The following is a 24,129-nucleotide window of genomic DNA, read 5'->3' as shown; positions in this document are numbered from 1 at the left end:
TCCCCTTTTTTGCTCATATGATCCAGGTCAATGTCCGCGCCAACGTACCGGCCCACACTGTCACCCATGGATACTCGACCCGCCCCCTCCCCAGCCGCGCCCATGTCCGCGCGCCTGCTGGCAACCGCGCCGCATCGAATGATGTTCTTCATTGGTGCCACCAACGTGCTGATCGCAATGGCGTGGTGGGCCGGGTGGCTGCTGGCGGTGCGCTGGCCGGCGTGGACGATGCCGCAGTCGCAGCCGTATGCCGGCTGGATCCACGCATTCGTCATGCAATACCAGGTGCTACCGAGCTTTTTCTTCGGCTTCCTGCTGACCACCTTCCCGAAATGGCTCGGCCTGCCGGACATCGATCGCTGGCGGTATGTCCCGGTTGGCCTGGGCCTCTTCGGTGGCCAAATCGCGACCCTGCTGGGCGCACTGGGCTGGGAGGCCGGGGTCGTCATCGGTATGTGGATGACCGCAGCTGGCTGGCTGGCTGGCCTGCTGACCCTGGGGCCGCTGCTATGGCGGGAGAAGGGGGTCACCTGGCATGCACGTTCGTGCTTCGCGGCTTTGGCGCTGGGCTTTTTCGGCGTATTGGCGTGGGGTGCGTTCCTGCTTGGCGCATCGCCGACATGGCTGTTCGCCAGCATCAAGATCGGCAGTTTCGGGTTGCTGCTGCCGGTGTACCTGACCGTTGCCCACCGGATGTTCCCGTTCTTTGCCAGCCGCGTCGTGCCGGGCTACCAGCCGTGGCGACCGATGTGGCTGCTCGGCGTGTTCTGGCCGTTGTGCCTGGGCCACCTGGTGCTGGAGCTGCTGCACGCTTACCAGTGGCTGTGGCTGGTCGACCTGCCGCTGCTGGCGTTGACCGCGACGATGTTGTGGCGCTGGTGGCCGAGAGGCATGGATGCCCAGGTGCCGCAAGCACAAGCTCGGTCGAAGCCTCCCGGACTGCTGACAGTACTGTTCATCGGCATGGCCTGGCTGCCATTGGCATTCGCGCTGTACTCAGCGCAAAGCATCGTTTACGCGATGACCGACGTCTACTGGCTGGGTCGCGGCCCGGCGCATGCGTTGTTCGTCGGCTTCTTCGGCAGTGTGCTGATCGCCATGGTGACCCGGGTCACCCAGGGCCATGCCGGCCGCGCGCTGGTGATGCCGGGCGTGGCGTGGTTTGCCTTCATCGCGATCCAGATCGTGGCAACCATGCGGGTGGTGGCCGAGGCCCTGCCCGATGCGGGCGCCTGGCAGGCATTGGCGGCACTGGGCTGGCTGGTCGCGTTCGCGCCGTGGGTGATACGGATCGGTCGCATCTACCTGATGCCGCGCGCGGATGGCAGGCCCGGATGACGGTCCCGCCCGGCAATTCCGAGGATCATTGATGATCGAGTTCTACCCACAGATCAAAAGCGTCCACATCGCCATGGCACTGACCAGCGGCGCGATTTTCGCGTTGCGCGGCGCCGGGGTGCTGGCCGGGATGCGCTGGCCTCACTGGCTGGCGGTGCGCTGGACCAGCTACACCGTCGATACCGCGTTGCTGACCGCGGCGCTGATGCTGCTGACGATCCTGCCGGGAGCGATGTTCGCCAATGGCTGGCTGACCGCGAAACTGCTGCTGTTGGTGGTGTACGTCGTGCTGGGCACGTTCGCGATCAAGCGCGGGCGCACGCGGGCGGCCAAGGCCGGGTTCTACGTGGCCGCACTGCTGACCTTCGCGATGGTCTATTCGATTGCCCGCGCGCATAGCCCATGGGGGTTCCTGTATGAGTTTGTCGGCTGACATCACGGCGTTTGACGCCGCCCGTGGCGAGAGCGTGACTGCCGCCACCCTGCGCTCATGGACCGGCCAATCGCTGGCGCGGTTGCGCCAGGAGGCCGCGCGTTCGGCCGACACCCACCTGCTACGGCTGGGATTTCCCGGCTTCCCAGGCATCGAGTTCTACTTCAAGGACGAGGCCGCGCATCCGACCGGCAGCCTGAAACATCGCCTCGCCCGCTCGCTGTACCTCTACGCGCTGTGCAACGGCCGGCTGCATCCGGAGCAGCCAGTGGTGGATGCGTCCTCGGGCAGCACCGCGATCTCCGAGGCGTGGTTCGCGCGATTGCTGGGCCTGCCGTTTACCGCCGTGATGCCGGCCGCCACCGCTCCGCGCAAGATCGCCGATGTGCAGGCGTTGGGTGGCCAGTGCGATCTGGTCGACGATCCGTCACAGGTCTACGAACGCGCCGCCTGGCATGCCGCCAACGGCGCCTGTCACCTCGACCAGTTCGGCCTCGCCGAGCGCGCGACGGACTGGCGCGGCAACAACAACATCGCCGAGTCGATCATCGGCCAGCTGGCGCAGGAACCCCACCCCGAGCCGGCATGGATCGTCTGCGGGGTCGGCACCGGCGGCACCTCGGCGACGATCGGCCGCTACCTGCGCTACCGCGCCCTGCCCACCCGCCTGTGCGTGGCCGAACCCACCGGCAGCGCGTTCGTGCATGGCTGGCGCACTCGCGACCGCACGGTTGTTGGCAGCCAGCCGACCGTCATCGAGGGCATCGGCCGGCCACGCGTGGAACCGGGATTCCTGTTCGAAGTCGTTGATGACGTGGTGGAGGTACCCGATGTCGCCTCTATCGCCGCGATGGGGATCCTGGAAGAGCAACTGGGTCGTCGTTACGGTGGCTCCTCGGGCACCAACCTGGTCGCCTGCCTGCAACTGGCCACGCAAATGCGCGCCGCCGACCAGTGCGGCAGCATCGTCAGCCTGCTGTGCGATCCCGGCGAGCGTTACGAGCAGACCCTGTATGACCCCGCGTGGTTGGCCCACAACGGGCTGGACCCGGCGCCATCCGAGGCCGCATTGCGTACGACGCTGGCGACCGGCGACTGGCACCCAACGGTCTGAAGCAACGCTCCAGGACTTGCCGGCTCCCCTCCCCAAAGCAAAACGCGCCGCCCTTCCGGACGACGCGCCTGCATCAATCATCAGTCGCAGCCGCCGCAGCGGCTCTTCCTCACACCCGCGCGAACACCAGGGTGCCGTTGGTGCCGCCGAAGCCGAAGCTGTTGGACATCACCGTGTCCAGCGTCGCTGCGCGGCTCTCGCGCACGATCGGGAAGCCTTCGACCTTCGGGTCCAGGTTCTCGATGTTGGCGGAGCCGGCCATGAAGCCGCCCTGCATCATCAACAGACAGTAGATCGCCTCGTGCACGCTGGCCGCACCGAGTGAGTGACCGCTGAGCGCCTTGGTCGAGGACAATGGCGGCACCTTGTCGCCAAAGACGTTGCGCACCGATTGCAGCTCGACCACATCCCCCAGCGGGGTCGAGGTGCCGTGGGTGTTGAGGTAGTCGATCGTGCCAACCTCACGGCCGCCGAAGCCTGCCAGCGCCATCTGCATGCAGCGCACCGCGCCTTCGCCGGACGGGGCCACCATGTCGACGCCGTCGGAGGTCACGCCGTAACCGACCAGCTCGGCAAGGATGTTCGCGCCGCGCGCCTTGGCGTGCTCGTACTCCTCCAGCACCAGCATGCCGCCACCGCCGGCGATGACGAAGCCGTCGCGGGCGATATCGTACGGGCGCGATGCGGTCAGCGGTGTCTCGTTGTGCTTGGTCGACAGTGCGCCCATCGCGTCGAACTGGGCGGTCATGCCCCAATGCAGCTCCTCGCCGCCGCCGGCAATGATCACGTCCTGCGCGCCATGGCGGATCAGGTCGGCGCCGGCGCCGATGCAATGGGCCGAAGTCGCGCAAGCGGCAGAAATCGAATAGCTCAGGCCACGGATGCCGAACGCCGTCGACAAGGTCGCTGACACCGTGGAGCCCATCGTGCGCGGCACCATGTACGGGCCGACCTTGCGCACGCCGCGGTTGCGCAGCAGGTCGCCGGTTTCAATCTGCCATTGCGGCGAGCCGCCACCGGAACCGGCAATCAGGCCGGTGCGCACGTCGTGTACCTGCTCGTCGCTCAGGCCGGCCTGGGCAATCGCATCGCGCATCGCGACGTAGGCGAAACCGGCGGCATCGCCCATGAAGCGCTTGAGCTTGCGGTCGATGTGTTCGGTCAGGTCGATCTGCGGCTCGCCAGCCACCTGGCTGCGCAATCCCAGCTCGGCATATTCGGGGATGAAACGGATGCCCGGACGGCTGTCGCGCAGCGAATCGGAAACGCTGGCCAAGTCATTGCCCAGGCACGAAACCACGCCCATCCCGGTGACGACTACGCGTCGGTCGGATGCATGCGCCATGCTCAGAAACCCTCCGTTGAGGTAAACAATCCAACCCGCAGGTCGGACGCATTATAGATCTCGCGGCCGTCGACCAGCGTCCGTCCGTCGGCGATGACCAGCTCCAGCTTACCGCGCATGACCCGGCGGATATCCAGCTCGTACGTCACCAGTTTTGCGTCCGGCAGCACCTGGCCACTGAACTTGACCTGGCCCACGCCCAGCGCACGGCCGCGGCCCGGCGCACCCAGCCACGGCAGGTAGAAACCGCACAGTTGCCACATCGCGTCCAGACCGAGGCAGCCGGGCATGACCGGATCGTTCTCGAAATGGCAGGGGAAAAACCACAGGTCGGGGCGAATATCCATCTCGGCGCGGACGAAGCCCTTGCCGTACTTGCCGCCGTCGGTGGTGATCTGGGTGATGCGATCGAACATGAGCATCGGCGGAGCAGGCAGGCGCGCGTTGCCGGGGCCGAACATCTCGCCACGGCCGCAGGCCAGCAACTGCTCATAATCGAACGAAGAAGGTCGAGTCATGTGTTCACGCAACAGGGGAAACCATGGATTTTGCCGGTTTGGCGTAAAAAATGTATTGACGCGCATCAATGACTGATTTCCATACGGATGCGTATCTATGCCGTAACCCCGGCCCGGCGGCGGATGGCCGTAATGTTGGGACGGCTCAAGCTGCTCGGTCGACTGTCCGAGACACTGTTCCGGCCGTGCTCAGTGCGCGCGCTCGCGCTCAACCTGCCAGTCGCCCCAACGTCGCCAGCGCCGAGTGCACCCGCGCATCCAGCGGGTGGCCGCAGTTGAGCCGCAGGCAGTGGCCGAAGCCGCGGCTGGCGGAAAACATCGGCCCCGGTGCGATGCTGATGCCCAGTGCGGCGGCGCGTTGCTGGATCGCCAGCGCGTCCGCACCCTGGGGCAATTCCAACCACAGGAAATATCCGCCAGCCGGTCGCGGCACCCGCGTGCCGCGCGGGAAATGCCGCGCTATCGCCTCCAGGTAGTCCGCCTGCTGCTCCGCCAGGGTCTTGCGCAGGCGCCGCAGGTGGCGATCAAAACCACCGCGTTGCAGATACTGCGCCAGCGCGGCCTGGGTGGGCACGTTGGTGTTCAAGGTGGTGGTCAGCTTGCGCCGGGCGACACGCCGGGCAAAGCGGCCCGGCGCGGCCCAGCCGATCCGGTAACCCGGTGCCAGACTCTTGGAGAACGAGGAGCAATGCAACACCAGCCCTTCCCGGTCGAAGGCCTTGGCCGGCAGCGGCCGCTGCGGGTCGAAGTACAACTCGGCGTAGACGTCGTCCTCGACCAGCGGGATCCGGTGGCGGGCGAGCAACTCCACCAGCGCGCGCTTGTGATCCTCCGGCATGCTCGCCCCAAGCGGGTTCTGGAAGCTGCTCATCAGGCAGCATGCGCTCGGCGAATGGCGGGCGATCGCCACCTCCATCGCCGCCAGGTCGATGCCTTCACGCGGATGGGTCGGCACCTCGATCGCGCGCAGGCGCATCCGTTGCAGCATCTGCAAGGTCGCGTAGAAACACGGCGATTCAACCAGCACCGCATCGCCGGGTTCGGTCACCGCGCCGATGCAGAGGTTCAGCGCTTCCATCGCGCCGTTGGTGATCACGATCTCGTCGGCGCCCACGTGCATGTCGGCCAGCAGGTAGCGCAACGCGATCTGCCGCCGCAGCTCGGCGTTGCCCGGGGTCAGGTCGTCGACCGTGCTCCACGGGTCCAGGTGGGTCGCGGCGGACGCCAGCAGCCGGCCGATACGATCCAGCGGAAACAGCAGTGGGCTGGGGAACGCCGACCCCAAGGGCACGACGTCGCGGGTCATCGAGGATTCCAGCACCTGGAACACCAGATCGCTGACGTCCACCGCGCGCGACTCGCCATCCGGCTGCGAAGACAAGTCCGCCTCCGGCGGCCGCATGACGGCGGCGCGAGTGACGTAGTAGCCCGAACGCGGCCGCGACTCCACCAGGCCACGGGCTTCGAGGAGGTAATAGGCCTGGAAGACGGTCGCTGGACTGACCTTGCGCGCCGCACTGGCCTGGCGCACCGACTGCAGCCGGTCGCCAGGTTTCAGCAGGCCCTCGTGGATCGATTCGGCAATGTCGTCGGCAAGCGTCTGATACAGCGTCATCGTAACTCCCGGTGGCCCTGGCCAAAATTCCGGCAAAGCTCGCGGAACTGAACGGAGCCATCTGATACGGTCATTTGGTCGATTTTTGAGTCTACGCCAACTGATCCGGTCGCCCTATCCTGAGACCCGCTGAACTGATGTCCCATGACTGGAGCCCCGACGGGGGACGACCGCCGATGAACCCGCTAGTCGAACTCAACCTTGCCCTGATCCTGTTTGTGCCGTGGTTTTCGATTCTCGCGGTGCTGTTCTGGGTCTACCCCCGGCAGCCGCGCACACGGGCGCGAAAACTGTTCGATACCTCCAGCCTGGTAATCGCCACCGGCTTGGCCGCGTACGGCATGTATTGGGGCTTCAACGATGCCACTGCGATTCACGGCGGCATGTGGAAGCAGGTGGTCGCCACCATGTGCGCCTACACCATGTTCTTGGTGGTGATGACCGTCGCGGTATGGCTGCGCCATCGCTGGCTGCGGCGCATTCGCCTCGGTGGGTCGCGGCAGCCAGAACCGGCACGGGCACCGGCTGCCGTGCGGGAGCCGACGCCATGAAGCGCCCCCATATCCTCGGCTTCCCCCGGTGTGATCATCTACAATCGTGGTGCCAACCCTTGGCTCGAGCCCGTCTGAACTGGACGGCAAACACATGGCCAACGCGCTGAGCAGGCATTCCCGTCATCGATCCACACGGATCGAACGTGATCGCCTGCACAGCCATGACCGTAGTCCCGCCCCACCCAATTGACCCAGATCAACTATCCACACGCTGATCCCGGGGAAAATACATGCTTATAAAATGGAAGGTTTCCTGAATGTCTGTGCATGACGATGCCGTGGCAATGCCGGCTGACACCGGTGATTCCGCGCTGGCCGCGCCCCGCGGTTACTACAACGACAAGGTGGTCCACCAGTTCGTGGTCGCGACCATGGTCTGGGGCATTGTCGGCATGGCGGTCGGTGTGTTCATCGCCGCCCAGCTGTACTGGCCGGCGCTGAACTTCGACACCCCCTGGCTGAGCTACGGCCGGCTGCGGCCGCTGCACACAAATGGGGTGATCTTCGCGTTCGGCGGCTCGGTGCTGTTCGCCACAAGCCTGTACGTCGTCCAGCGCACCTGCCATGTCCGGCTGGTCTCCGACAAGCTGGCCAGCTTCGTGTTCTGGGGCTGGCAGGCGGCGATGGTTGGCGCGGTGATCACCCTGCCGCTGGGCATCACCCAGAGCAAGGAATACGCCGAGCTGGAATGGCCGCTGGACATCCTGATCGCTCTGGTCTGGGTCGCTTACGGCTGGCTGTTCTTCCGCACCATCGCCAAGCGCCGGGTCAAGCACATCTATGTCGCCAACTGGTTCTACGGCGCCTACATCATCGGCGTGGGCTTCCTGCACGTGGTCAACAACCTGGTGCTGCCGGCCAGCCTGACCAAGTCCTACCCCATCTACAGTGGCGCGGTCGATGCGATGGCGCAGTGGTGGTACGGCCACAACGCGGTGGCATTCCTGCTGACCGTCGGCTACCTGGCAATGATGTACTACTTCGTGCCCAAGCAGGCACAGCGGCCGATCTACTCCTACCGGCTGTCGATCGTGCATTTCTGGGCGCTGATTTCGGTCTACATGTGGGCCGGCCCGCACCATCTGCACTACACCGCCCTGCCCGACTGGGCGCAGTCGGTCGGCATGGTGTTCTCGGTGATCCTGCTGGCCCCCAGTTGGGGCGGCGCGATGAACGGGCTGCTGACCATGTCGGGGGTGTGGCACAAGCTGCGCACCGACCCGATCCTGAAATTCCTGATCGTCGCCATCAGTTTCTACATGATCGCGACCTTCGAAGGCCCGTTGCTGTCGATCAAGACCGTCAACTCGCTCAGCCACTACACCGACTGGACCATCGGCCACGTCCACGCCGGCACCCTGGGCTGGGTGGCAATGATCTCGTTCGGCTCGGTCTACTGCCTGTACCCGAGGCTGATCGGTGCCACCAAGATGTACTCGACCAAGATGATCGACGGCCATTTCTGGTTGCACACCATGGGCGTGGTGTTCTACATCGCCTCGATGTGGATCGCCGGCATCACCCAGGGCCTGATGTGGCGCGCCACCAACGCCGACGGCACCTTGACCTACAGCTTCGTGGAAGCGCTCAGCGCGACCTACCCGTACTACCTGGGCCGCCTGCTGGGCGGACTGATGATCCTGGCCGGCACCTGCCTGATGGCCTGGAACCTGTGGCGCACCCATCAGAGCGTGCGTGCGCTGGCAAACCATCCGGTGCTGGCACCGCACCCGACCGCGGCGCGCGGCTGAGGACGAAGAAATGAGTTTTGGTCACGAAAAAGTAGAAAAAAACATCGCCCTGCTGGCCATCTTGACCGCGGTTGCCGTGTCATTGGGCGGCCTGGCCGAGATCGTGCCGATGATGTACCAGGCCGAAGCGATCGAACCGCTGCCCGGTGTCGAGCCGTATCCGGCACTGGCACTGGCCGGACGCGATGTCTATGTCCGCGAAGGTTGCTACAACTGCCACTCGCAGATGATCCGTACGCTGCGTTTCGAGACCGAACGCTACGGCCACTATTCGCTGGCTGGCGAGTCGGTCTACGACCGCCCGTTCCAGTGGGGCTCCAAGCGCACCGGCCCGGATCTGGCCCGGATCGGCGGGCGTTACTCCGACGACTGGCACCGCGTCCACCTGACTGACCCGCGTGCGGTCGTGCCCGAGTCCAACATGCCGGCGTTCCCGTGGCTGGAGGAAACCGCCGTGGATGGTGCGGAGATCGCCGGCCGCATGAAGACCCTGCAGCGACTGGGCGATCCCTACACCGATGAGCAGATCGAGCAGGCCGCACAAGACGTTGCCGGCAAGAACGAGCTGGACGCCGTGGTGGCCTATCTGCAGGGCCTGGGCATCCACGGCCCGAAGGGAGGCTGAGCCATGCTTTCTGGAATCATCACCGTCGCACTGATGCTGCTGTTCCTGGCCATCTGCTACTGGGCGTGGCTACCGGAGCACAAGCAGGCATTCGACGCCACCGCACGCCTGGCGCTGGACGACACGCCCGGCGATACCAGCCACGACGCTGACGGCAACGACGAGAACGAAAACCCAGTGGAGCCGCGCCCATGAGCACTGGCTGGTCGTGGTACCTCATCGCCCTTACGGCGCTCAACATCCTTGGCGTGGCCTGGTTGCTGTGGTGGACGTCCAAACGTCGGCCCGGCGACCCCAAGCCGGAGGAGACCAGTCATTACTGGGACGAGGACATCACCGAATACAACAAGCCGATGCCGCGTTGGTGGATCCAGGGCTTTTTCATCTCCATCGCCTTCGGTATCGGTTACCTGATCTGGTACGGCGGGCTGGGCAACTACGAGGGCATCAGCGGCTGGAGCTCGCAGGGCGAGCATGCCCAGGACAAGAAGGTCTGGGATGCGACGCTTGACGAGACTTTCCGTCCCTACAACGGCCTGCCGATCGACCAGCTCGCCGCCGACCCGGTCGCGCGGGAGCTTGGTCGGTCGATCTTCGCCAACACCTGCGCCACCTGCCACGGCTCGTCCGCGCGGGGCGCCATCGGCTACCCCAACCTGAGTGACGACATCTGGCACTGGGGCGGAGCGCCGGAGCAGGTCCTGCAGACCGTGCTGGATGGTCGCGACGGGGTGATGCCGCCATGGGGCAAGGTATTGACCGGCATGGGCGGGGACAACGCGGTCGACTACGTGATCGCCTACGTGCGCGTACTTGGCACGCCCGACCAGTCGGTGCAGAACAACTATCTGGCCGCGCAAGGCAAGAAGCTCTACGACGGCGTCTGTGTCGCCTGCCATGGCGTGGAAGGCAGGGGCAATATCGAGCTGGGGTCCCCGGACCTGACCGACAACTACTGGATGTACGGCGACAGCAACGCCAGCCTGCGCGAGACCATCGTCAACGGACGCCATGGCGTCATGCCGGCGCACCGCGACTTGCTGGGTGAAACCCGCACGCGTCTGGTAGCCAGCTATGTCTGGTCGTTGTCCAACCCGCCCGCAACTGCCGGCGACTCCGCCCCGGCGTCAAGCGAGGCGCCATTGTGAAGGTGCCGGCGCCGCCACCGATCGACCACCCGCCGCGTCCGATGGTGCAGCGGGTCGGCGCCATTCTCTGGCCCAGCTTCTTTGCCGCCTGCGTGGCGACGATGGTGTTTTTCGCCTTCGTCGACCCGTTGGAACTGTGTGAGATGACCTTCCCGCACCTGACGATCAACCGCGGTCTGGGCTACACGATCGGTGGCCTGATGTTCTGGCTGGCGACGGCATCGTCCAGCCTGTTCACCTGGCTGCTGCTGCGTCCGCCCAGTCGCTTCAACAAGTCGTTACCCCGGGAGTAGGGATTTCGCGGTGAGCAAGAAAATTGACATCGACCTGCTGGATGGTGAGAGTTTTTCGCTCTACTCCAAGGACAGCAAGGTGTACCCGCGGGATGTATCGGGTCCACTCGACCGGTTGCGCAAGATCTCGGTGTTCTGGCTGCTGGGGATGTATTACGTCTTTCCGTGGCTGCAATGGGATGGCCGCCAGGCCGTGCTGTTCGACTTGCCCGCGCGCCAGTTCCATATCTTCGGGCTGACCTTCTGGCCGCAGGACTTCACCTTCCTGGCGATGCTGCTGATCATCCTGGCGCTGGTGTTGTTCTTCGTGACCGCGCTTGCCGGCCGGGTCTGGTGCGGCTATGCGTGCCCGCAGACGGTGTGGACGGAGGTGTTCCTGTGGATGGAGCGCTGGACCGAGGGCGACCGCGCCAAGCGGATCAAGCTCGACGCCGGCCCGTGGAACCGCGACAAGATCCTGCGCAAGGGCTCCAAGCACGTGCTGTGGGTGACTTTCGCACTCTGGACGGGCTTCACCTTCGTCGGCTTCTTCACCCCGATCGCCAGCCTGGCAGAACGGACCATGCCGTTCGACTGGAATGGCTGGGAGACCTTCTGGGTGCTGTTCTACGCCGGAGCCACCCTGGGCAATGCGGGCTTCCTGCGCGAGCAGGTGTGCAAGTACATGTGTCCGTACGCGCGCTTCCAAAGTGCGATGTTCGATCGCGACACGATGATCATCGCGTACGACCCGATGCGCGGCGAGCCGCGTGGCCCGCGCCGGCGCGGATTGGGCGATGTCATCTCCCGCGGCCGCGGCCTGCTCGACAAGGCGCTTGCCTATGAGCTGGTATTCCGCGCCAGCGGCCACGACGCGGCCGGAAACGCCATGGTGGAGGCGCGCGAAGACGCGGGCCTGGCCAACGACGCGGCATTTACCGCCAGCCTGGATCACCCGTTGACCCGGCCGGAAATTGACACCGCCGGCGACTGCATCGACTGCACCATGTGCGTGCAGGTCTGCCCAACCGGCATCGACATCCGCAACGGCCTGCAATACGACTGCATCGCCTGCGGTGCGTGCATCGACGCCTGCGACGATGTCATGGACAAGATGGGCTACCCGCGTGGCCTGATCCGCTATTCCACCCAGAACGCCATTGATGGCAAGCCGACCCGGATCCTGCGCCCGCGGGTGTTCGTGTATGCGGCGCTGCTGCTGGTGCTGGTGGTCGGCTGGGGCTGGGGCGTTGCCACCCGCAGCCCCTTGATCGCCGACGTATTGCGCGACCGCAACGCGCTGTACCGCGAGGTCAGCGATGGCATCGAGAACGGCTACACGCTCAAGCTGGTCAACAAGACCAACCAGCCGCAGGAGTACCGTGTGAGCCTGGATGCGGCCACCGGCGGAATGGTCTTGCGCAGCGGCCCGCAGAGCGTGAAAGCCGGCGCCGCCGAGGTGGTGTCACTACCGCTGGCCGTCACCGCACCGGCCACCATCACCGGTCGCCACGACCTCCGATTCGTCATCGAATCGGCCGACGGCAGTACCCGTGAAACCGTAGACAGCAGTTTCTTTGGACCCCAGTAATGAGCACTCCCGATTCCCAACCGAATAAGCCTCCCCGCAACAAACCCGGCACCGACGAACCAACCGAGGGCAGCCGGTCGCCCTGGCGCCAACCGATCGTCTGGTTGGTGATTGCGTTGCCAACCGTGGTCGTGTTGGCCAGCGTGGTGATGATTTTCATCGCCAGTGGCGAGGGCTACAGCGACCAGGTCATCGATACCGTATCGCGTACCGCGCAGATCCAGACCGCCGACCTGGGGCCGGATGCGATCGCGCAACAGGAGAAGCTCAGCGCGATCGTGCGCATCGACACCGAGCAGGCATTCATCGAGGTGCTGCCGGTCAGTGGCGACTTCGACCGTGCCGCACCGTTGCAGCTGACCCTGATCCACCCCACGCGTGCCGCCGTCGACCAGGTGCTGCTGTTGCAACCGGGCGAGCTGGGCTGGCGCCTCCCGGCCGCCATTGATGCCAGTCACGACTGGAAGCTCCAGTTGGAGCCCCAGGACGCACGCTGGCGACTGAAAGGCCGCCTGCCGAAAGGCCAACTGGCGGCGAACCTGCACCCGTCGCTGCAGGCACCATAGGTCATGCAATGGCGGTGGCACTGACTCCCGGCGTGCCAGCACGCAACGAAGCGCTACTGGCCGACACTGACGGCTGCTATCACTGTGGTGAGGTCTTGCCTGCCGGCCCCGCACGGGTCGAGCTGGACGGCGCAACACGCAGGTTCTGCTGCGACGGTTGCGCCGCCGCCGCACAGTGGATCCGCGAAGCCGACTTGGGCGACTACTACCGGCTGCGCAGCGAACACGCCGGCCGGGTTGGTGTCGAGCCGGTCGACCTGTCGGTGTGGGACCGCGACGAGCTGCTGTCCGAGCATGCCCACGACATCGACGGCGGGCGCGAGATCACCCTGCTTACCGACGGCATGCGCTGCGCGGCCTGCGCGTGGTTGATCGACCGTGTGCTGGCGCGCGAGCCCGGCGTGCTGGAGGCCGGCGCCAACGCCGTCACCGGTCGCATCCGGTTGGCCTGGGATCCACGGCTCACCAACCTGTCGCAACCGTTGCAGCGCCTGGTCACCCTGGGCTATCGGCCCTACCTGGCCAGCGGCGAGGCGCGCGAGCGTGCCCAGCGGACACAACGCAACCGTGATCTGATCCGGATCGGCGTCGCCGGACTGGGTTCGATGCAGGCCATGATGCTGGCCGGCTCGCTGTACCTGGACACCAACGGCAGCATGCCGGTGCCGACCCGCGACTTCTTCCGCTGGCTGACCTTCCTGGTGTCCACCCCGGTGGTGTTCTACGCCGGCTGGCCGTTCATCGCCGGCGCCTGGCGCGAGTTGCGCCATCGCCAGTTGGGCATGGACACACTGATCGCCGGCTCCACCCTGCTGGCCTACTTCGCCAGCGTGGTCGGCACCATCCGCGGCAGCGAGCATGTCTGGTACGACGCGGCGGTGATGTTCGTATTCCTGTTGCTGGTCGCGCGGATGCTGGAGCAGCGTGCGCGCCGGATTGCCAGTGCCCAGGTCGATGCATTGGCTCGGGCACGTCCCGCCTTCGCGACCCGCGAGTTGGCCGACGGGCGCCGCGAATCGATTCCGCTGGCCGCGCTGGTGGTCGATGATGTCGCCTGCGTGGCGGCCGGCGAAGTGGTGCCGGCCGATGGCGAGCTGCTTGATGGCCACGCCCGCTTCGAGGAAGCGCTGCTGACAGGCGAATCCAGCCCGGTCGACAAACAGGCCGGCGCAACCGTGTACGCCGGCACCGTCTGCCGCGAACGGCCGGCGCGGTTGCGGGTGACCCGGACCGGCAGCGCCACCCGCCTGTCGCAACTGGCGCGGCTGGTCGAACAGGCCCAGTCGCAGCGACCGGCACTCGCACGTGCCGCCGAGCGCATCGCCCATTATTTTGTCGCCGGATTGTTGCTGGCGGCCGTGCTCGTCTACTTCGGTTGGCACGCCTACGACCCCTCGCGCGCGTTCGAGGTCACCCTCGCCCTGTTGGTGATCAGCTGCCCGTGCGCGTTGTCGCTCGCGGTGCCAACGGCGCTGACCGCCGCCCATGGTGCGCTGGCCCGGATCGGCGTGCTGGCGGTGCGCGAAAACGCCCTGGACCGACTCGCCAAGGTCACCGACATCGTGTTCGACAAGACCGGCACGCTCAGCGATGGGCGCCCGGTACTGGCGGGCATCGAGGCCTTCGGCGGCATCGATCGTGACCACGCCATGCGCATCGCCGCCGCGCTGGAACGCGACAGCGGCCATCCGATCGCATTGGCGTTTGCCGCGGTCGCCGATGCGCCGCATGCCCGCGACGTGCAGGCGGTTCCGGGCCAGGGCATTGAAGGCGTCGTCGATGGCGAACGCTGGCTGCTGGGCCAGGCCGGCTTTGCTGCCGGCGCCGAGGATGATGGGCGGCTGTGGCTCGGCAACGGCAAACGCGCGGCGGCACGGTTCCAGCTGGCGGAGTCCGAGCGTACCGATGCGCGCGCCGCCGTGTCGCTGCTGGGCAACCAGGGACTCGCGGTGCACCTGTCCAGCGGCGACGCCGCCGAGCCGGTGCGGGGTTTCGCGCAACGGGTGGGGATCGACCAGGCGCATGCGCGGCAGGCCCCGGAGGACAAGCTCGCCTTCGTTCGCGAGCTGCAACAACGTGGCCGGGTAGTGGCGATGGTCGGCGACGGGCTCAACGACGCACCGGTATTGGCCGGTGCGGATGTATCGCTGGCGATCGGCGAAGGCGCGGCACTCGCCCAACGTGCCGCCGACCTGGTGCTGACGGGGCACTCGCTGACACGCGTGCCCGAGGCGATCGCGATTGCCCGCCGCACCCGTCGGGTCATCCGCCAGAACATCAGCTGGGCATTGGGCTACAACATCCTGGCACTGCCATTGGCCGCCGCCGGCATGGTCACGCCGTGGATCGCCGCGCTGGGGATGGCGGTGTCATCACTGATCGTCACCGCCAACGCCTTGCGGCTGACCCGGTCGCCTGCTCCGGGCGACGCGCCAGCACCTGCCCTCGCCACCGCGGATCTGCACCCATGAACATCCTGCTGTTCCTGATCCCCGTCAGCATGTTGGCCCTGGGCCTGGCGCTGTGGGCCTTCATCTGGGCGGTCAAGCGCGGCCAGTTCGAAGACCTCGATACCCCGGCACTGGATATCCTGCGCGAGGACGAGCACGACCGCGTCGCTCCCTTGGCGCCTTCGGTCACTGGCAACGCTGATGATGTCGACATCGATGCTGTCGCGCCGGCAGACGGCAGCCGAACCGGCGAAGACCGGCAAGCTGATTGAGCATGCCGATTGACTGGCTCACCCTCGGCGCCGCCCTGCTCACCGGTCTCATGGGCGGCGTGCATTGCGCGGCGATGTGCGGCGGCATCGCCACCGGGTTCTCGGCGATGGGGCCGAAGGCGAGCTGGAAGTACGCGATCGAACCCAATCTGGGCCGGGTGCTTGGCTACACCGCGGCCGGCGCGATTGCCGGCGGCATCGGTCACGGCATCGTCGACCTGGCCCGGCTGGATTGGCTGGCGTGGGGGTTGCGCGCTGCGGTCGGGTTGGTCTTGATCGTGGTCGCGGTGCGGCTGCTGGATCGCAAGGGCCGGCTGGCGTTCCTGTCCGGGCCGGGCACCGGCGCGTTGTGGTCGAAACTGCGACCGTTGCAACGCCGCCTGCTACCCGCCAACACCAGCGCGAAGCGGATCGGGCTGGGCATGTTGTGGGGCTGGATGCCATGCGGCCTGAGCACCACCATGCTGGCCGCAGCGTGGCTCCAGGCCGATGCTCGCAACGGTGCGTTGACGATGGCCGCATTTGGCCTTGGCACACTGCCGTTGATGGTGTCGCTGACCTGGTCCGGGGCGCGGCTGGGCCAGCGCCTGCAACGTGGCGGCTGGCGTGCCGCGGCCGGTTTACTGGTGCTCGCGGCCGGATTGCTGACCCTGGCCTCGCCGTGGCTGATGCAGGTGCCGGCGATGCATGGCCTGCTCGCGGCACTGGGTTGCCTGCCGCGCCCGGTCTGAGTCGCGTCAATGCCGCTCGACCACCGGCCACGGCGATACAATGGCGCATGGACATCTTCAAGATTTTTACCCTGGAAGCCGCGCATCGGCTGCCCAACGTTCCCGAAGGACACAAGTGCGCGCGCCTGCACGGTCACTCCTTCCGGGTCGAGATCCACCTGGAAGGCGAGCCCGGTGTGGAAACCGGCTGGGTGGTCGACTTTGCCGACGTCAAAGCCGCCTTCCAACCGCTGTACGACCGGCTCGACCACAACTACCTCAACGACATCGAGGGACTCGACAACCCAACCAGCGAGCGCATCGCAATATGGATCTGGGAGCGACTCAAGCCCGTCTTGCCGCTATTGAGTGAAGTGGTGGTGCACGAGACCTGCACGTCCGGCTGCCGTTACCGGGGTTGAAAGCTGAACGATATTCAGCTTAGCGTTTGCTGGATGTTGCGTCGCACCATAAGCACGGTTATGCTGCAACGCACAAATCGACAAATCTCTTGTCGACGCCAGCAGGAGCCTCCCGCCATGTACCAGCAGTTCAACGAGCAGTTCGCCGCCGCCACGCGTCAGTTCGCGGATGCCGCGGCCCAGGTCAACCGCCTCGCGATCGAAAATGTCGAAGCCGTATTCGGCCTGCAGATGGCCGCGATCGAAGACCGCGCCAATGCCACCTTTGCGTTCCTCGGTGAAGCCGCCGAAGTGCGCGACGCCGACGGCCTCAAGAAGATCTGGCCGAAGGGCGTGCAGGTCGCCCGCGAGAACGTCGAGCGCGGCGTCGCCATCAGCCAGGAAGTGATCGGCCGCACCACCAAGGCCAACGAGCAGATCAGCGACATCACCAAGTCGCAGCTGGAAGCCACCGCCAAGACCACCCAGGCCAATGCCGAGCAGGTCGCCAAGGCCGTGACCGAGAAGGCCGAGTCGTTCACCAAGGGTGCGACCAAGGCTTCCAAGTCCAAGTAAGTCTCTCTCTCCAGCTACGGCCGGAACACGAAACCCGGAAGCGCAGGCTTCCGGGTTTTTTGTTGCCCGCCGATCAGGCCGGGAGCACGGTGTCGGGCAGTTGCAGGTGCCCGGCCAGGGCAGCGGGATCAGGCTGGGGTCGATGGGGCAACCGTCCCCAGCACGGCACTGGCAGGCGATCGCACAACATCTGGAAGTTGTCGTTGATACGCGCCATCGCCGGGTCCACTTCATTGGCGATCCAGCCCAGCAGTGGCACGCCATCGGCCTGGATCGCACGCGCGCTCAGCCGCGCATGGTTGATGCAACCCAGCCGCAGACCCACGACCAGCACGACCGGCAAGTCCAGCGCGCGGATCAGGTCGAGCTGATCCAGCCGTGCCGACAACGGCGCGGCCCAGCCGCCGACGCCTTCGACCACCACCGTATCGGCCTGCGCCGCCAGCCGCACATGGGCGGCCAGCAACGGTGCAAGTTGCAACTCGACGCCCTCATCGCGCAACGCCAGTTCGGGCGCAATCGGCGATTGCAGTGCAAACGGATTGATGTCGGCATATGCCGGTCGCGGGTCACTGGCGGCCTGTAACAACAAGGCGTCCTCGTTGCGCCAGGCACCGTCAATGAACCCACAACCGCTGGCCACCGGTTTCATCCCGACCGCGCGCTGGCCGCTTGCGCGCAGGGCGTGCAGCAAGCTCGCGCTGGCGACGGATTTGCCCACACCGGTGTCGGTACCGGTGACATAGAAACTGCGGATAGCCATGGCCACATGGTAGTCCCGGCCCACCGACATCACCGCTGCTAGACTGGAACAATGTTCAATCCCACCCCTCTGTCCGGCAGCAAGCCGGAACAATATGCCGACCTTGCGGCCCAGGTCCGCGCCCTGCTCGCTGGCGAGCGCGACCGGATCGCCAATGCGGCCAATTTGTCGGCGCTGGTGTATCACGCGCTGCCGGCGCTGAACTGGGTCGGATTTTATTTTTTCGATGGCCGCGAACTGGTGGTCGGTCCATTCCAGGGCCAGCCGGCCTGCGTGCGCATCGCGCTCGACAGGGGCGTCTGTGGCGCGGCGGCAACCACTCGCAAGACCCAACGCGTTGCCGACGTCAATGAGTTCGAAGGCCATGTGGCCTGCGACTCGGCCTCGCGATCGGAACTGGTGGTCCCGCTGTTTCGCGGCGATGAGCTGATCGGCGTGTTCGATATCGACAGCCCGCAGACGGGCCGCTTCGACGCGGACGACCAAAGCGGGATGGAAGCGATTGCGCAGATATTTGTGGAGTCGCTGGAATGAAGGAAAAGCTGCGCAATATCGGTCCAAAATCCAGTGCCTGGTTGCGGCAGGTCGGCCTGCACAGCCGCGACGAGCTGCTCGAACTCGGTGCCGTGGAAGCGTTCATGCGGGTCAAGCGCGCTGGCTTCAAGCCGACCCTCAACCTGCTGTATTCGATCGAGGGCGCGTTGCTGGATTGCCATTGGCAGGACGTTCCCGAGCAGCGTCGCAACGAGCTGGTCGCCGCCGCCGAAGCGGCCATCGAGCAACTGCCGCCGCCACGGCACAGTCCAGCGGCCGGCCCGGTCACCACGACCGTGTTGACCGCCGACACCGTGCCCGTCAAGCCCGACCCGGATGAGCCCTACCGGCGCTACTGAGCTGCCGCGTTATCACCAACACCCTTTGCGCCGGTAGCCACCGATCGCTTAGACTGGCGCCGCTTCGAGGTGACCCGGCGGCGTCCTGCCAAGGGGTTGAAACGGGAAGCCGGTGACGCCGTCAACACGGTCATTCCGGCACTGCCCCCGCAACGGTAAGCGAGCCCAAGCCGCGGCTCACCGCCACTGTGTGGCAAGTCCCCTGGGACTTGCAGGCATTCATCAAGAATGCTGCATGGGAAGGCGCCACGGCCGGTGTCGACAACGACGCCACTCGCGAGTCCGGAGACCGGCCTGGATGCAGGGTTTCGACCCACTATTGGTTGCGATGCGGCGGGCATTGCGGCGACAACGCCGGTGCCTGTCCGACCGTTTTCGCAACAGTTCCCCTCCACGCAGCTTCCCCAAGCCCGGCACGGCGATTTCCGTGCGCGTTGGAGAACCATCGATGCAGTCCCGTTCGCTGTCCCTGGCCGTTGCGGCCGTTCTTGTCCTGCCTGTTGCTGCCCTGACGGGGCTGGCCCACGCCGCCGGACCCCTGCCCGAAGGCGCTCCGCAATCGGCCACCGACCTCGACGGCGTCGCGGTCACCGCCACCCGTACCGCGATCGACGTCGACACCGCGCTTGCGCCGGTCGAAGTGATCGACCGCGCCGAGATCGAGCGCAGCCAGGCGCGCTCGCTGCCGGACCTGCTGCGCGGCCGCGCCGGCGTGTCGATGTCCAACCAGGGCGGTACTGGAAAGCTGACTACGCTATTCCTGCGCGGCAGCGAGTCCGACCACGTCGTGGTGCTGATCGACGGCATCCGGATCGGTTCTGCCACCTCTGGCCTGGTCTCGTTGCAGAACCTGCCGCTGGCACTGGTCGAACGGGTCGAGATCGTCCGCGGGCCGCGCTCCAGCCTGTACGGCAGCGAGGCGATCGGCGGAGTGATCCAGATCTTTACCCGTCGGGTTGGCGATGCCCCGGGCTACGCGCCGCGCCTGCACGTCGGCGGCGGCAGCCACGGCGCGCATGAGTACGGCGTCGGTTTCGGCGGACGCAACGAGCGCACCTGGTTCGGTGTCGACTACGAGTTCCAGCGTACCGAGGGCTTCAATGCCTGTGACGTCGCTACCCCGGATCCGTTCGCCGGCGGCTGCTTCATCGCCACGCCGGAACCCGACCTGGACGGTTACATCCAGAACGCACTGGCATTGCGCGGCGGCATCGACCTCAACGACGCCTGGCAGCTCAGCGCGGTGGCCTTGCGCAGCGAGGGTGAGAACGACTTCGATGGCGACTTCACCAACCGCTCCGAGACCGTGCAGCAGGTGGTCGGGGGCAGCGTGCGCTGGCGGCCGTCAGACACCCTGCAGTTGAAGTTGACTGCCGGCCGCAACGTCGATGCCTCCGAGCAGTTCAAGGACGGCGCCAACCTCGGCAATTTCGACACCGACCGCGACAGTGCCAGCCTGCAGGGCGACTTTGGCATCGGCGACCAGCAAATGATCAGCGCGGGCGTCGACTGGCTGCGCGACCGGGTCGCCGGCAGCACCACGTACGACGAGAGCGAGCGCAGCAACCGCGCCGCGTTCGCGCAGTACCAGGGACGCTTCGGCGCGCAGTCGCTGCAGGCCAGCGTGCGCCGCGACGACAACGACCAGTTCGGCGGCCACACCACCGGCAGCGCGGCCTGGGGCATCGATTTCGCCGATAACTGGCGGCTCAGTGCCGGCTACGGCACCGCTTTCAAGGCGCCGACCTTCAACGAGTTGTACTACCCGTTCTTCGGCAATGCCGAGCTGCGTCCAGAGGAATCGAAGAGCGCCGAACTGGGCCTGGGCTGGAACGGCGACCGCTTCGATGTCCGCCTCGACGCGTTCCAGACCACCGTCGACGACCTGATCGCGTTCGATGCCGCGATCGGCTTGCCCAACAACATTGATCGCGCGCGCATGCGCGGCGCCGAACTCGGCATCGACACCGAACTCGCACAGTGGCAGGTTGCCGCCAGCGTTAGCTTCCTGGACACCGAGAGCCTGACCGGTTTCCAGGCCGGCAACGACCTGCCACGCCGTGCCCGCGAGAGCGCCCGGCTGGAACTCGACCGCGCGTTCGGCGACTTCCGCATCGGCCTGACCGGCGTCGCCGAAGGCGCGCGCTTCGACGACGTCGCCAACACCCGCCGCCTGCCCGGCTACGCGACCCTCGACCTGCGCGCGGAGTACGCGTTGAGCGATTCGCTGACCCTGCAGGGCCGGTTGGCCAACGTGTTCGACCGCGACTACGAGACCGTGTCGTTCTACAACCAGCCGGGGCGCGAGTGGTTCGTGACCTTGCGTTACGCGCCGGCGGAGTAAGTCGCCTGCGCGACGGGATCCGGCTCGATGTGGGGATCCCCTGGGGGATTCCCTAGTTCCCCTAATCCCCCGTCGCGGTGTGCAGCCAATGCATGAACGCGCGACCTCATGCGCACGCCGTACAGGGTCAGCAGAAGGCCCATCAACGCGTACGCCATCCCCGGTAGCGCCATCATCCAGTCGCGACCGGGTGGCAGCAGCAGCGCCAGAAGAATCGACAAGGTCGCGCACCCGATGATGATCAACTGGAAGCCGATCTCGGTTCGCGTGAGCAGCCGTTCGGCGGCATCCAGTCGCAGCCGGTCGGCCTGTCGCAAGGCGTGCACGTTGAGCCACCCGATGACCGCTGCCAGCACACCGAAGCCGATCCCGTAGATCACGAAGATCAACCGGAACTCGTAGAAGCTGCGCACCTCGAACTCACTCGGCGCCCAGCCCAGGGTGAGGAAATTCATGCCTGCCGACATCACCATCCGCAGTGGGTAGACATAGAACAACGTCCCCGCGACCAATGCGAGGCTCAATACCGTCACGGTGCCGTCTTCCAGTCCAAAACGCCGGCTGAAGCGGTAGTGTGCGCCCCAGAACATGCCGATGAGCGCGAAGCCCGCGACAAAGGCCGGGAACCGGCGCAGCGCGTCGTACAACTCGGCAAAGCTATCGGGCATTGCCCCGAACGACACCACCAGCAGGGTCACGGCGAACGCGAACGCGGCATCGACGAACGTATCCAGCCGGGTCACAGTCTCGCGGCGTAAGCGGAATCCGCTCTGTACAGGCAGTGTCGACAACTCCATGACCAGTTCCCGCGTGTGGCGCCGCCGTTCGCGACCGGATCGATCTACCGCGTGGTGATCTGAGCGCAGCTAATTACTCCACCGTCACCGATTTCGCCAGGTTCCTCGGCTTGTCCACGTCGGTGCCGCGCGCCAATGCCACGTGGTAGGCGAGCAGTTGCACGGGGATGGTGTGGATCACCGGCGAGAGCACGCCGACGTGGCGGGGGGCGCGGATGACGTGGACACCTTCGGAGGGGCCGAACTGGCTGTCCTCGTCGGTGAACACGAACAGCTCGCCGCCGCGGGCGCGGACTTCCTGCATGTTGGATTTCACCTTCTCCAGCAGGCTGTCGTTGGGGGCGATCACCACCACCGGCATGTCCGCGGTCACCAGTGCCAGGGGGCCGTGCTTGAGCTCGCCGGCGGGGTAGGCCTCGGCGTGGATGTAGGAGATTTCCTTGAGCTTGAGCGCGCCTTCCAGGGCGATCGGGTAGTGCACGCCGCGGCCGAGGAACAGCGCGTGCTCCTTGGGGGCAAAGCGCTCGGACCAGGCGATGATCTGCGGTTCCAGGTTGAGCGCGTGCTGGACACTGCCGGGAAGGTGGCGCAGGGCGTCGAGGTACTCGGCTTCGCGCGCCGCGTCGAGGCGCCCGTGCAGCTTGGCCAAGGTTGCGGTGAGCGTGAACAACGCCACCAGCTGAGTGGTGAAGGCCTTGGTCGAGGCGACGCCGATCTCGGCGCCGGCGCGGGTGTAATAGACCAGACGGCTGGCGCGCGGGATGGCGCTCTCGGGGACGTTGCAGATCGACAGGGTCTTGTCGTGGCCAAGCGACTTGGCGTATTTCAGCGCCTCCATCGTGTCCAGCGTCTCACCCGACTGCGACAGGGTGACGACCAGGTGCTTCGGGTTGGCGACCGCGTCGCGGTAGCGGTACTCGCTGGCAATCTCTACCGAGCACGGCAGCCCGGCGATCGCCTCGATCCAGTAACGCGCGGTCAGGCCGGCGTAGTAGCTGGTGCCGCAGGCGAGGATCTGCACGCCTTCGACGCCGGCCAGCACCTGAGCCGCGTCCGCGCCAAACAACTCCGGCGAGAACCCGTCGATATCGATCACGCCTTCGATGGTGTCGGCGATCGCGCGCGGCTGCTCGTGGATCTCCTTCTGCATGAAGTGGCTGTAGGGCCCAAGCTCCAGCGACGCCAGCGACACGTCCGACAGGTGCACCTCACGTTCGACCGGGGCGTGGTCGGGGCCAAATACCTGCACCGCATCGCGGGTGATCTCGGCGGTGTCGCCTTCTTCCAGGAAGATAACCTTGCGGGTCGCCTGCAGGATCGCGGAAACGTCGCTGGCGATGAAGTTCTCGCCCTCGCCCACCCCGATCAGCAGCGGGCAACCCATGCGTGCGGCGATCAGGCGGTGCGGCTCCTTGCGGCTCACCACGGCCAACGCGTACGCACCGCGCAATTCCTGCACCGCGGCCTGCACCGCGTGCAGCAGATCCTTGCCTTGGGTGAGGAAGGAATGGATCAAATGGGCGATGACCTCGGTGTCGGTCTGGGACTCGAACTCGTAGCCCATCGCGATGAGTTTTTCGCGCTGCTGGTCGTGGTTCTCGATGATGCCGTTGTGCACCAGCGCGACGCCGTGACTGACGTGTGGGTGTGCGTTGGCTTCGGTCACTCCGCCGTGGGTGGCCCATCGGGTGTGGCCGATGCCGAGCTGGGCGTGGAAGCCCTCGGCCAGCGCGGCACCTTCCATCTGTGCGACCCGGCCGGTACGGCGCACCCGGCGCACGTCCTGACCGTCGATCACGGCAATGCCGGCCGAGTCGTAGCCGCGGTACTCCAACCGCTTCAGGCCTTCGATCAGGACCGGAACCACATCACGATCCGCGATCGCACCGACAATTCCACACATGACTAGAACTCCTGCAGGTAGCAGCACAGTTTAGCCGGGATCGAGGGGGAATATTTGTCGGGATTTTTTCCCGGAGTGGCCGTCCGGCCGGACGCGGAAGACCGTCCGCCGGACGCCACACGACGATGCATTTCATTTGATATCAATTGG

The 24,129-nt window shown here is 66.0% G+C and carries 25 protein-coding genes and 1 riboswitch; of the genes, 19 read left to right on the top strand and 6 right to left on the bottom strand.

Going from position 1 to position 24,129, the window contains the following annotated elements; genetic code table 11:
- The first annotated feature begins 102 nt into the window (after positions 1 to 102).
- Genes ACW5DN_RS13150 through ACW5DN_RS13140 form a run of 3 tightly spaced genes read left to right on the top strand, consistent with a single transcriptional unit; the run spans position 103 to position 2,885 of the window.
- Positions 103 to 1,338 carry an NnrS family protein gene (locus ACW5DN_RS13150; RefSeq protein WP_456963263.1) on the top strand — a complete coding sequence of 412 codons (1,236 nt, stop codon included), beginning with the start codon at positions 103 to 105 and terminating at the stop codon, positions 1,336 to 1,338.
- Between the two features lie 31 nt (positions 1,339 to 1,369).
- Positions 1,370 to 1,771, top strand: coding sequence for a SirB2 family protein (locus ACW5DN_RS13145; RefSeq protein WP_456963262.1), 402 nt, complete (start codon positions 1,370 to 1,372; stop codon positions 1,769 to 1,771).
- Complete coding sequence (locus tag ACW5DN_RS13140; protein WP_456963261.1) at positions 1,755 to 2,885, top strand: PLP-dependent cysteine synthase family protein; 1,131 nt, start codon at positions 1,755 to 1,757, stop codon at positions 2,883 to 2,885. Before ACW5DN_RS13145 ends, ACW5DN_RS13140 begins: the two co-directional genes overlap by 17 nt.
- A 109-nt stretch (positions 2,886 to 2,994) precedes the next feature.
- Here ACW5DN_RS13140 and fabB read toward each other — a convergent pair whose 3' ends face one another.
- The 3 genes from fabB to ACW5DN_RS13125 all read right to left on the bottom strand — a co-directional run bounded on the left by fabB (position 2,995) and on the right by ACW5DN_RS13125 (position 6,363).
- The gene (gene fabB / locus ACW5DN_RS13135) at positions 2,995 to 4,230 is read right to left on the bottom strand and encodes a beta-ketoacyl-ACP synthase I (RefSeq protein WP_456963260.1); all 1,236 of its coding nucleotides are present in this window, start codon (positions 4,228 to 4,230) and stop codon (positions 2,995 to 2,997) included.
- Between the two features lie 2 nt (positions 4,231 to 4,232).
- Positions 4,233 to 4,748 (bottom strand): 3-hydroxyacyl-[acyl-carrier-protein] dehydratase FabA, encoded by a 516-nt coding sequence (gene fabA, locus ACW5DN_RS13130; RefSeq protein WP_456963259.1) that lies wholly within the window; start codon positions 4,746 to 4,748, stop codon positions 4,233 to 4,235.
- Between the two features lie 208 nt (positions 4,749 to 4,956).
- A complete protein-coding gene (locus ACW5DN_RS13125; RefSeq protein ID WP_456963258.1) occupies positions 4,957 to 6,363 on the bottom strand; it encodes an aminotransferase-like domain-containing protein in 1,407 nt (468 codons plus the stop codon).
- A 176-nt stretch (positions 6,364 to 6,539) separates the two neighbouring features.
- Here ACW5DN_RS13125 and ACW5DN_RS13120 point away from each other — a divergent pair, with 176 nt between their 5' ends.
- The 13 genes from ACW5DN_RS13120 to ACW5DN_RS13060 all read left to right on the top strand — a co-directional run bounded on the left by ACW5DN_RS13120 (position 6,540) and on the right by ACW5DN_RS13060 (position 17,279).
- On the top strand, positions 6,540 to 6,914 hold the full coding sequence (locus ACW5DN_RS13120; RefSeq protein ID WP_456963257.1) for a hypothetical protein: 375 nt from the start codon (positions 6,540 to 6,542) through the stop codon (positions 6,912 to 6,914).
- Between the two features lie 287 nt (positions 6,915 to 7,201).
- Positions 7,202 to 8,668 (top strand): cytochrome-c oxidase, cbb3-type subunit I, encoded by a 1,467-nt coding sequence (gene ccoN / locus ACW5DN_RS13115; RefSeq protein ID WP_456963417.1) that lies wholly within the window; start codon positions 7,202 to 7,204, stop codon positions 8,666 to 8,668.
- Between the two features lie 10 nt (positions 8,669 to 8,678).
- A complete protein-coding gene (gene ccoO / locus ACW5DN_RS13110; RefSeq protein ID WP_456963256.1) occupies positions 8,679 to 9,293 on the top strand; it encodes a cytochrome-c oxidase, cbb3-type subunit II in 615 nt (204 codons plus the stop codon).
- 3 nt (positions 9,294 to 9,296) lie between these two features.
- On the top strand, positions 9,297 to 9,488 hold the full coding sequence (locus ACW5DN_RS13105; protein WP_456963255.1) for a cbb3-type cytochrome oxidase subunit 3: 192 nt from the start codon (positions 9,297 to 9,299) through the stop codon (positions 9,486 to 9,488).
- A complete protein-coding gene (gene ccoP, locus ACW5DN_RS13100; RefSeq protein ID WP_456963254.1) occupies positions 9,485 to 10,441 on the top strand; it encodes a cytochrome-c oxidase, cbb3-type subunit III in 957 nt (318 codons plus the stop codon). Before ACW5DN_RS13105 ends, ccoP begins: the two co-directional genes overlap by 4 nt.
- 41 nt (positions 10,442 to 10,482) lie before the next feature.
- Positions 10,483 to 10,734 carry a hypothetical protein gene (locus ACW5DN_RS13095; protein WP_456963416.1) on the top strand — a complete coding sequence of 84 codons (252 nt, stop codon included), beginning with the start codon at positions 10,483 to 10,485 and terminating at the stop codon, positions 10,732 to 10,734.
- 10 nt (positions 10,735 to 10,744) lie between these two features.
- Positions 10,745 to 12,304 (top strand): 4Fe-4S dicluster domain-containing protein, encoded by a 1,560-nt coding sequence (locus ACW5DN_RS13090; protein WP_456963253.1) that lies wholly within the window; start codon positions 10,745 to 10,747, stop codon positions 12,302 to 12,304.
- On the top strand, positions 12,304 to 12,870 hold the full coding sequence (locus ACW5DN_RS13085; RefSeq protein WP_456963252.1) for a FixH family protein: 567 nt from the start codon (positions 12,304 to 12,306) through the stop codon (positions 12,868 to 12,870). Before ACW5DN_RS13090 ends, ACW5DN_RS13085 begins: the two co-directional genes overlap by 1 nt.
- An 8-nt stretch (positions 12,871 to 12,878) precedes the next feature.
- Positions 12,879 to 15,341: a heavy metal translocating P-type ATPase gene (locus ACW5DN_RS13080; RefSeq protein ID WP_456963251.1), complete on the top strand. Its 2,463-nt coding sequence runs from the start codon at positions 12,879 to 12,881 to the stop codon at positions 15,339 to 15,341.
- Positions 15,338 to 15,592 carry a cbb3-type cytochrome oxidase assembly protein CcoS gene (gene ccoS, locus ACW5DN_RS13075; RefSeq protein WP_456963250.1) on the top strand — a complete coding sequence of 85 codons (255 nt, stop codon included), beginning with the start codon at positions 15,338 to 15,340 and terminating at the stop codon, positions 15,590 to 15,592. Before ACW5DN_RS13080 ends, ccoS begins: the two co-directional genes overlap by 4 nt.
- Before the next feature lie 2 nt (positions 15,593 to 15,594).
- Entirely contained in the window at positions 15,595 to 16,323 is a 729-nt protein-coding gene (locus ACW5DN_RS13070) for a sulfite exporter TauE/SafE family protein (protein WP_456963249.1), read from the top strand.
- Between the two features lie 47 nt (positions 16,324 to 16,370).
- Positions 16,371 to 16,724 (top strand): 6-carboxytetrahydropterin synthase QueD, encoded by a 354-nt coding sequence (gene queD / locus ACW5DN_RS13065; RefSeq protein ID WP_456963248.1) that lies wholly within the window; start codon positions 16,371 to 16,373, stop codon positions 16,722 to 16,724.
- A gap of 117 nt (positions 16,725 to 16,841) precedes the next feature.
- Positions 16,842 to 17,279 carry a phasin family protein gene (locus ACW5DN_RS13060; RefSeq protein WP_456963247.1) on the top strand — a complete coding sequence of 146 codons (438 nt, stop codon included), beginning with the start codon at positions 16,842 to 16,844 and terminating at the stop codon, positions 17,277 to 17,279.
- A 73-nt stretch (positions 17,280 to 17,352) separates the two neighbouring features.
- Here the strand turns inward: ACW5DN_RS13060 and bioD are convergent, their stop codons facing one another.
- Positions 17,353 to 18,042 (bottom strand): dethiobiotin synthase, encoded by a 690-nt coding sequence (bioD, locus tag ACW5DN_RS13055; protein ID WP_456963246.1) that lies wholly within the window; start codon positions 18,040 to 18,042, stop codon positions 17,353 to 17,355.
- Between the two features lie 51 nt (positions 18,043 to 18,093).
- Between bioD and ACW5DN_RS13050 the strand changes: the two genes are divergently transcribed.
- The 3 genes from ACW5DN_RS13050 to btuB all read left to right on the top strand — a co-directional run bounded on the left by ACW5DN_RS13050 (position 18,094) and on the right by btuB (position 21,279).
- Positions 18,094 to 18,576 (top strand): GAF domain-containing protein, encoded by a 483-nt coding sequence (locus tag ACW5DN_RS13050; RefSeq protein WP_456963245.1) that lies wholly within the window; start codon positions 18,094 to 18,096, stop codon positions 18,574 to 18,576.
- Complete coding sequence (locus ACW5DN_RS13045) at positions 18,573 to 18,935, top strand: TfoX/Sxy family protein (RefSeq protein ID WP_456963244.1); 363 nt, start codon at positions 18,573 to 18,575, stop codon at positions 18,933 to 18,935. Before ACW5DN_RS13050 ends, ACW5DN_RS13045 begins: the two co-directional genes overlap by 4 nt.
- A 50-nt stretch (positions 18,936 to 18,985) precedes the next feature.
- Positions 18,986 to 19,247, top strand: a riboswitch (cobalamin riboswitch).
- Between the two features lie 136 nt (positions 19,248 to 19,383).
- Positions 19,384 to 21,279 carry a TonB-dependent vitamin B12 receptor gene (gene btuB / locus ACW5DN_RS13040; protein ID WP_456963243.1) on the top strand — a complete coding sequence of 632 codons (1,896 nt, stop codon included), beginning with the start codon at positions 19,384 to 19,386 and terminating at the stop codon, positions 21,277 to 21,279.
- On the opposite strand, the gene ACW5DN_RS13035 is transcribed toward btuB, so the two are convergent.
- Both ACW5DN_RS13035 and glmS read right to left on the bottom strand, forming a co-directional pair.
- The gene (locus ACW5DN_RS13035; RefSeq protein WP_456963242.1) at positions 21,261 to 22,076 is read right to left on the bottom strand and encodes a TMEM175 family protein; all 816 of its coding nucleotides are present in this window, start codon (positions 22,074 to 22,076) and stop codon (positions 21,261 to 21,263) included. The genes btuB and ACW5DN_RS13035 overlap by 19 nt on opposite strands.
- Positions 22,077 to 22,149: 73 nt before the next feature.
- On the bottom strand, positions 22,150 to 23,979 hold the full coding sequence (gene glmS / locus ACW5DN_RS13030; RefSeq protein WP_456963241.1) for a glutamine--fructose-6-phosphate transaminase (isomerizing): 1,830 nt from the start codon (positions 23,977 to 23,979) through the stop codon (positions 22,150 to 22,152).
- Positions 23,980 to 24,129 lie beyond the last annotated feature (150 nt).

The sequence above is a fragment of the Lysobacter sp. A289 genome, from assembly GCF_054072675.1.
The sequence above is the reverse complement of the archived record's forward strand: the minus strand, read 5'-3'. Positions and strand labels throughout refer to the sequence as shown.

Excerpts from the sequence above, each read along its gene's own strand:
- ACW5DN_RS13150 (WP_456963263.1), top strand. The coding sequence starts at position 103 with ATGTCCGCGCGCCTGCTGGCAACCGCGCCGCATCGAATGATGTTCTTC.
- ACW5DN_RS13145 (WP_456963262.1), top strand. The coding sequence starts at position 1,370 with ATGATCGAGTTCTACCCACAGATCAAAAGCGTCCACATCGCCATGGCA.
- ACW5DN_RS13140 (WP_456963261.1), top strand. The coding sequence starts at position 1,755 with ATGAGTTTGTCGGCTGACATCACGGCGTTTGACGCCGCCCGTGGCGAG.
- fabB (WP_456963260.1), bottom strand. The coding sequence starts at position 4,230 with ATGGCGCATGCATCCGACCGACGCGTAGTCGTCACCGGGATGGGCGTG.
- fabA (WP_456963259.1), bottom strand. The coding sequence starts at position 4,748 with ATGACTCGACCTTCTTCGTTCGATTATGAGCAGTTGCTGGCCTGCGGC.
- ACW5DN_RS13125 (WP_456963258.1), bottom strand. The coding sequence starts at position 6,363 with ATGACGCTGTATCAGACGCTTGCCGACGACATTGCCGAATCGATCCAC.
- ACW5DN_RS13120 (WP_456963257.1), top strand. The coding sequence starts at position 6,540 with ATGAACCCGCTAGTCGAACTCAACCTTGCCCTGATCCTGTTTGTGCCG.
- ccoN (WP_456963417.1), top strand. The coding sequence starts at position 7,202 with ATGCCGGCTGACACCGGTGATTCCGCGCTGGCCGCGCCCCGCGGTTAC.
- ccoO (WP_456963256.1), top strand. The coding sequence starts at position 8,679 with ATGAGTTTTGGTCACGAAAAAGTAGAAAAAAACATCGCCCTGCTGGCC.
- ACW5DN_RS13105 (WP_456963255.1), top strand. The coding sequence starts at position 9,297 with ATGCTTTCTGGAATCATCACCGTCGCACTGATGCTGCTGTTCCTGGCC.
- ccoP (WP_456963254.1), top strand. The coding sequence starts at position 9,485 with ATGAGCACTGGCTGGTCGTGGTACCTCATCGCCCTTACGGCGCTCAAC.
- ACW5DN_RS13095 (WP_456963416.1), top strand. The coding sequence starts at position 10,483 with ATGGTGCAGCGGGTCGGCGCCATTCTCTGGCCCAGCTTCTTTGCCGCC.
- ACW5DN_RS13085 (WP_456963252.1), top strand. The coding sequence starts at position 12,304 with ATGAGCACTCCCGATTCCCAACCGAATAAGCCTCCCCGCAACAAACCC.
- ACW5DN_RS13080 (WP_456963251.1), top strand. The coding sequence starts at position 12,879 with ATGGCGGTGGCACTGACTCCCGGCGTGCCAGCACGCAACGAAGCGCTA.
- ccoS (WP_456963250.1), top strand. The coding sequence starts at position 15,338 with ATGAACATCCTGCTGTTCCTGATCCCCGTCAGCATGTTGGCCCTGGGC.
- ACW5DN_RS13070 (WP_456963249.1), top strand. The coding sequence starts at position 15,595 with ATGCCGATTGACTGGCTCACCCTCGGCGCCGCCCTGCTCACCGGTCTC.
- queD (WP_456963248.1), top strand. The coding sequence starts at position 16,371 with ATGGACATCTTCAAGATTTTTACCCTGGAAGCCGCGCATCGGCTGCCC.
- ACW5DN_RS13060 (WP_456963247.1), top strand. The coding sequence starts at position 16,842 with ATGTACCAGCAGTTCAACGAGCAGTTCGCCGCCGCCACGCGTCAGTTC.
- bioD (WP_456963246.1), bottom strand. The coding sequence starts at position 18,042 with ATGGCTATCCGCAGTTTCTATGTCACCGGTACCGACACCGGTGTGGGC.
- ACW5DN_RS13050 (WP_456963245.1), top strand. The coding sequence starts at position 18,094 with ATGTTCAATCCCACCCCTCTGTCCGGCAGCAAGCCGGAACAATATGCC.
- ACW5DN_RS13045 (WP_456963244.1), top strand. The coding sequence starts at position 18,573 with ATGAAGGAAAAGCTGCGCAATATCGGTCCAAAATCCAGTGCCTGGTTG.
- btuB (WP_456963243.1), top strand. The coding sequence starts at position 19,384 with ATGCAGTCCCGTTCGCTGTCCCTGGCCGTTGCGGCCGTTCTTGTCCTG.
- ACW5DN_RS13035 (WP_456963242.1), bottom strand. The coding sequence starts at position 22,076 with ATGGAGTTGTCGACACTGCCTGTACAGAGCGGATTCCGCTTACGCCGC.
- glmS (WP_456963241.1), bottom strand. The coding sequence starts at position 23,979 with ATGTGTGGAATTGTCGGTGCGATCGCGGATCGTGATGTGGTTCCGGTC.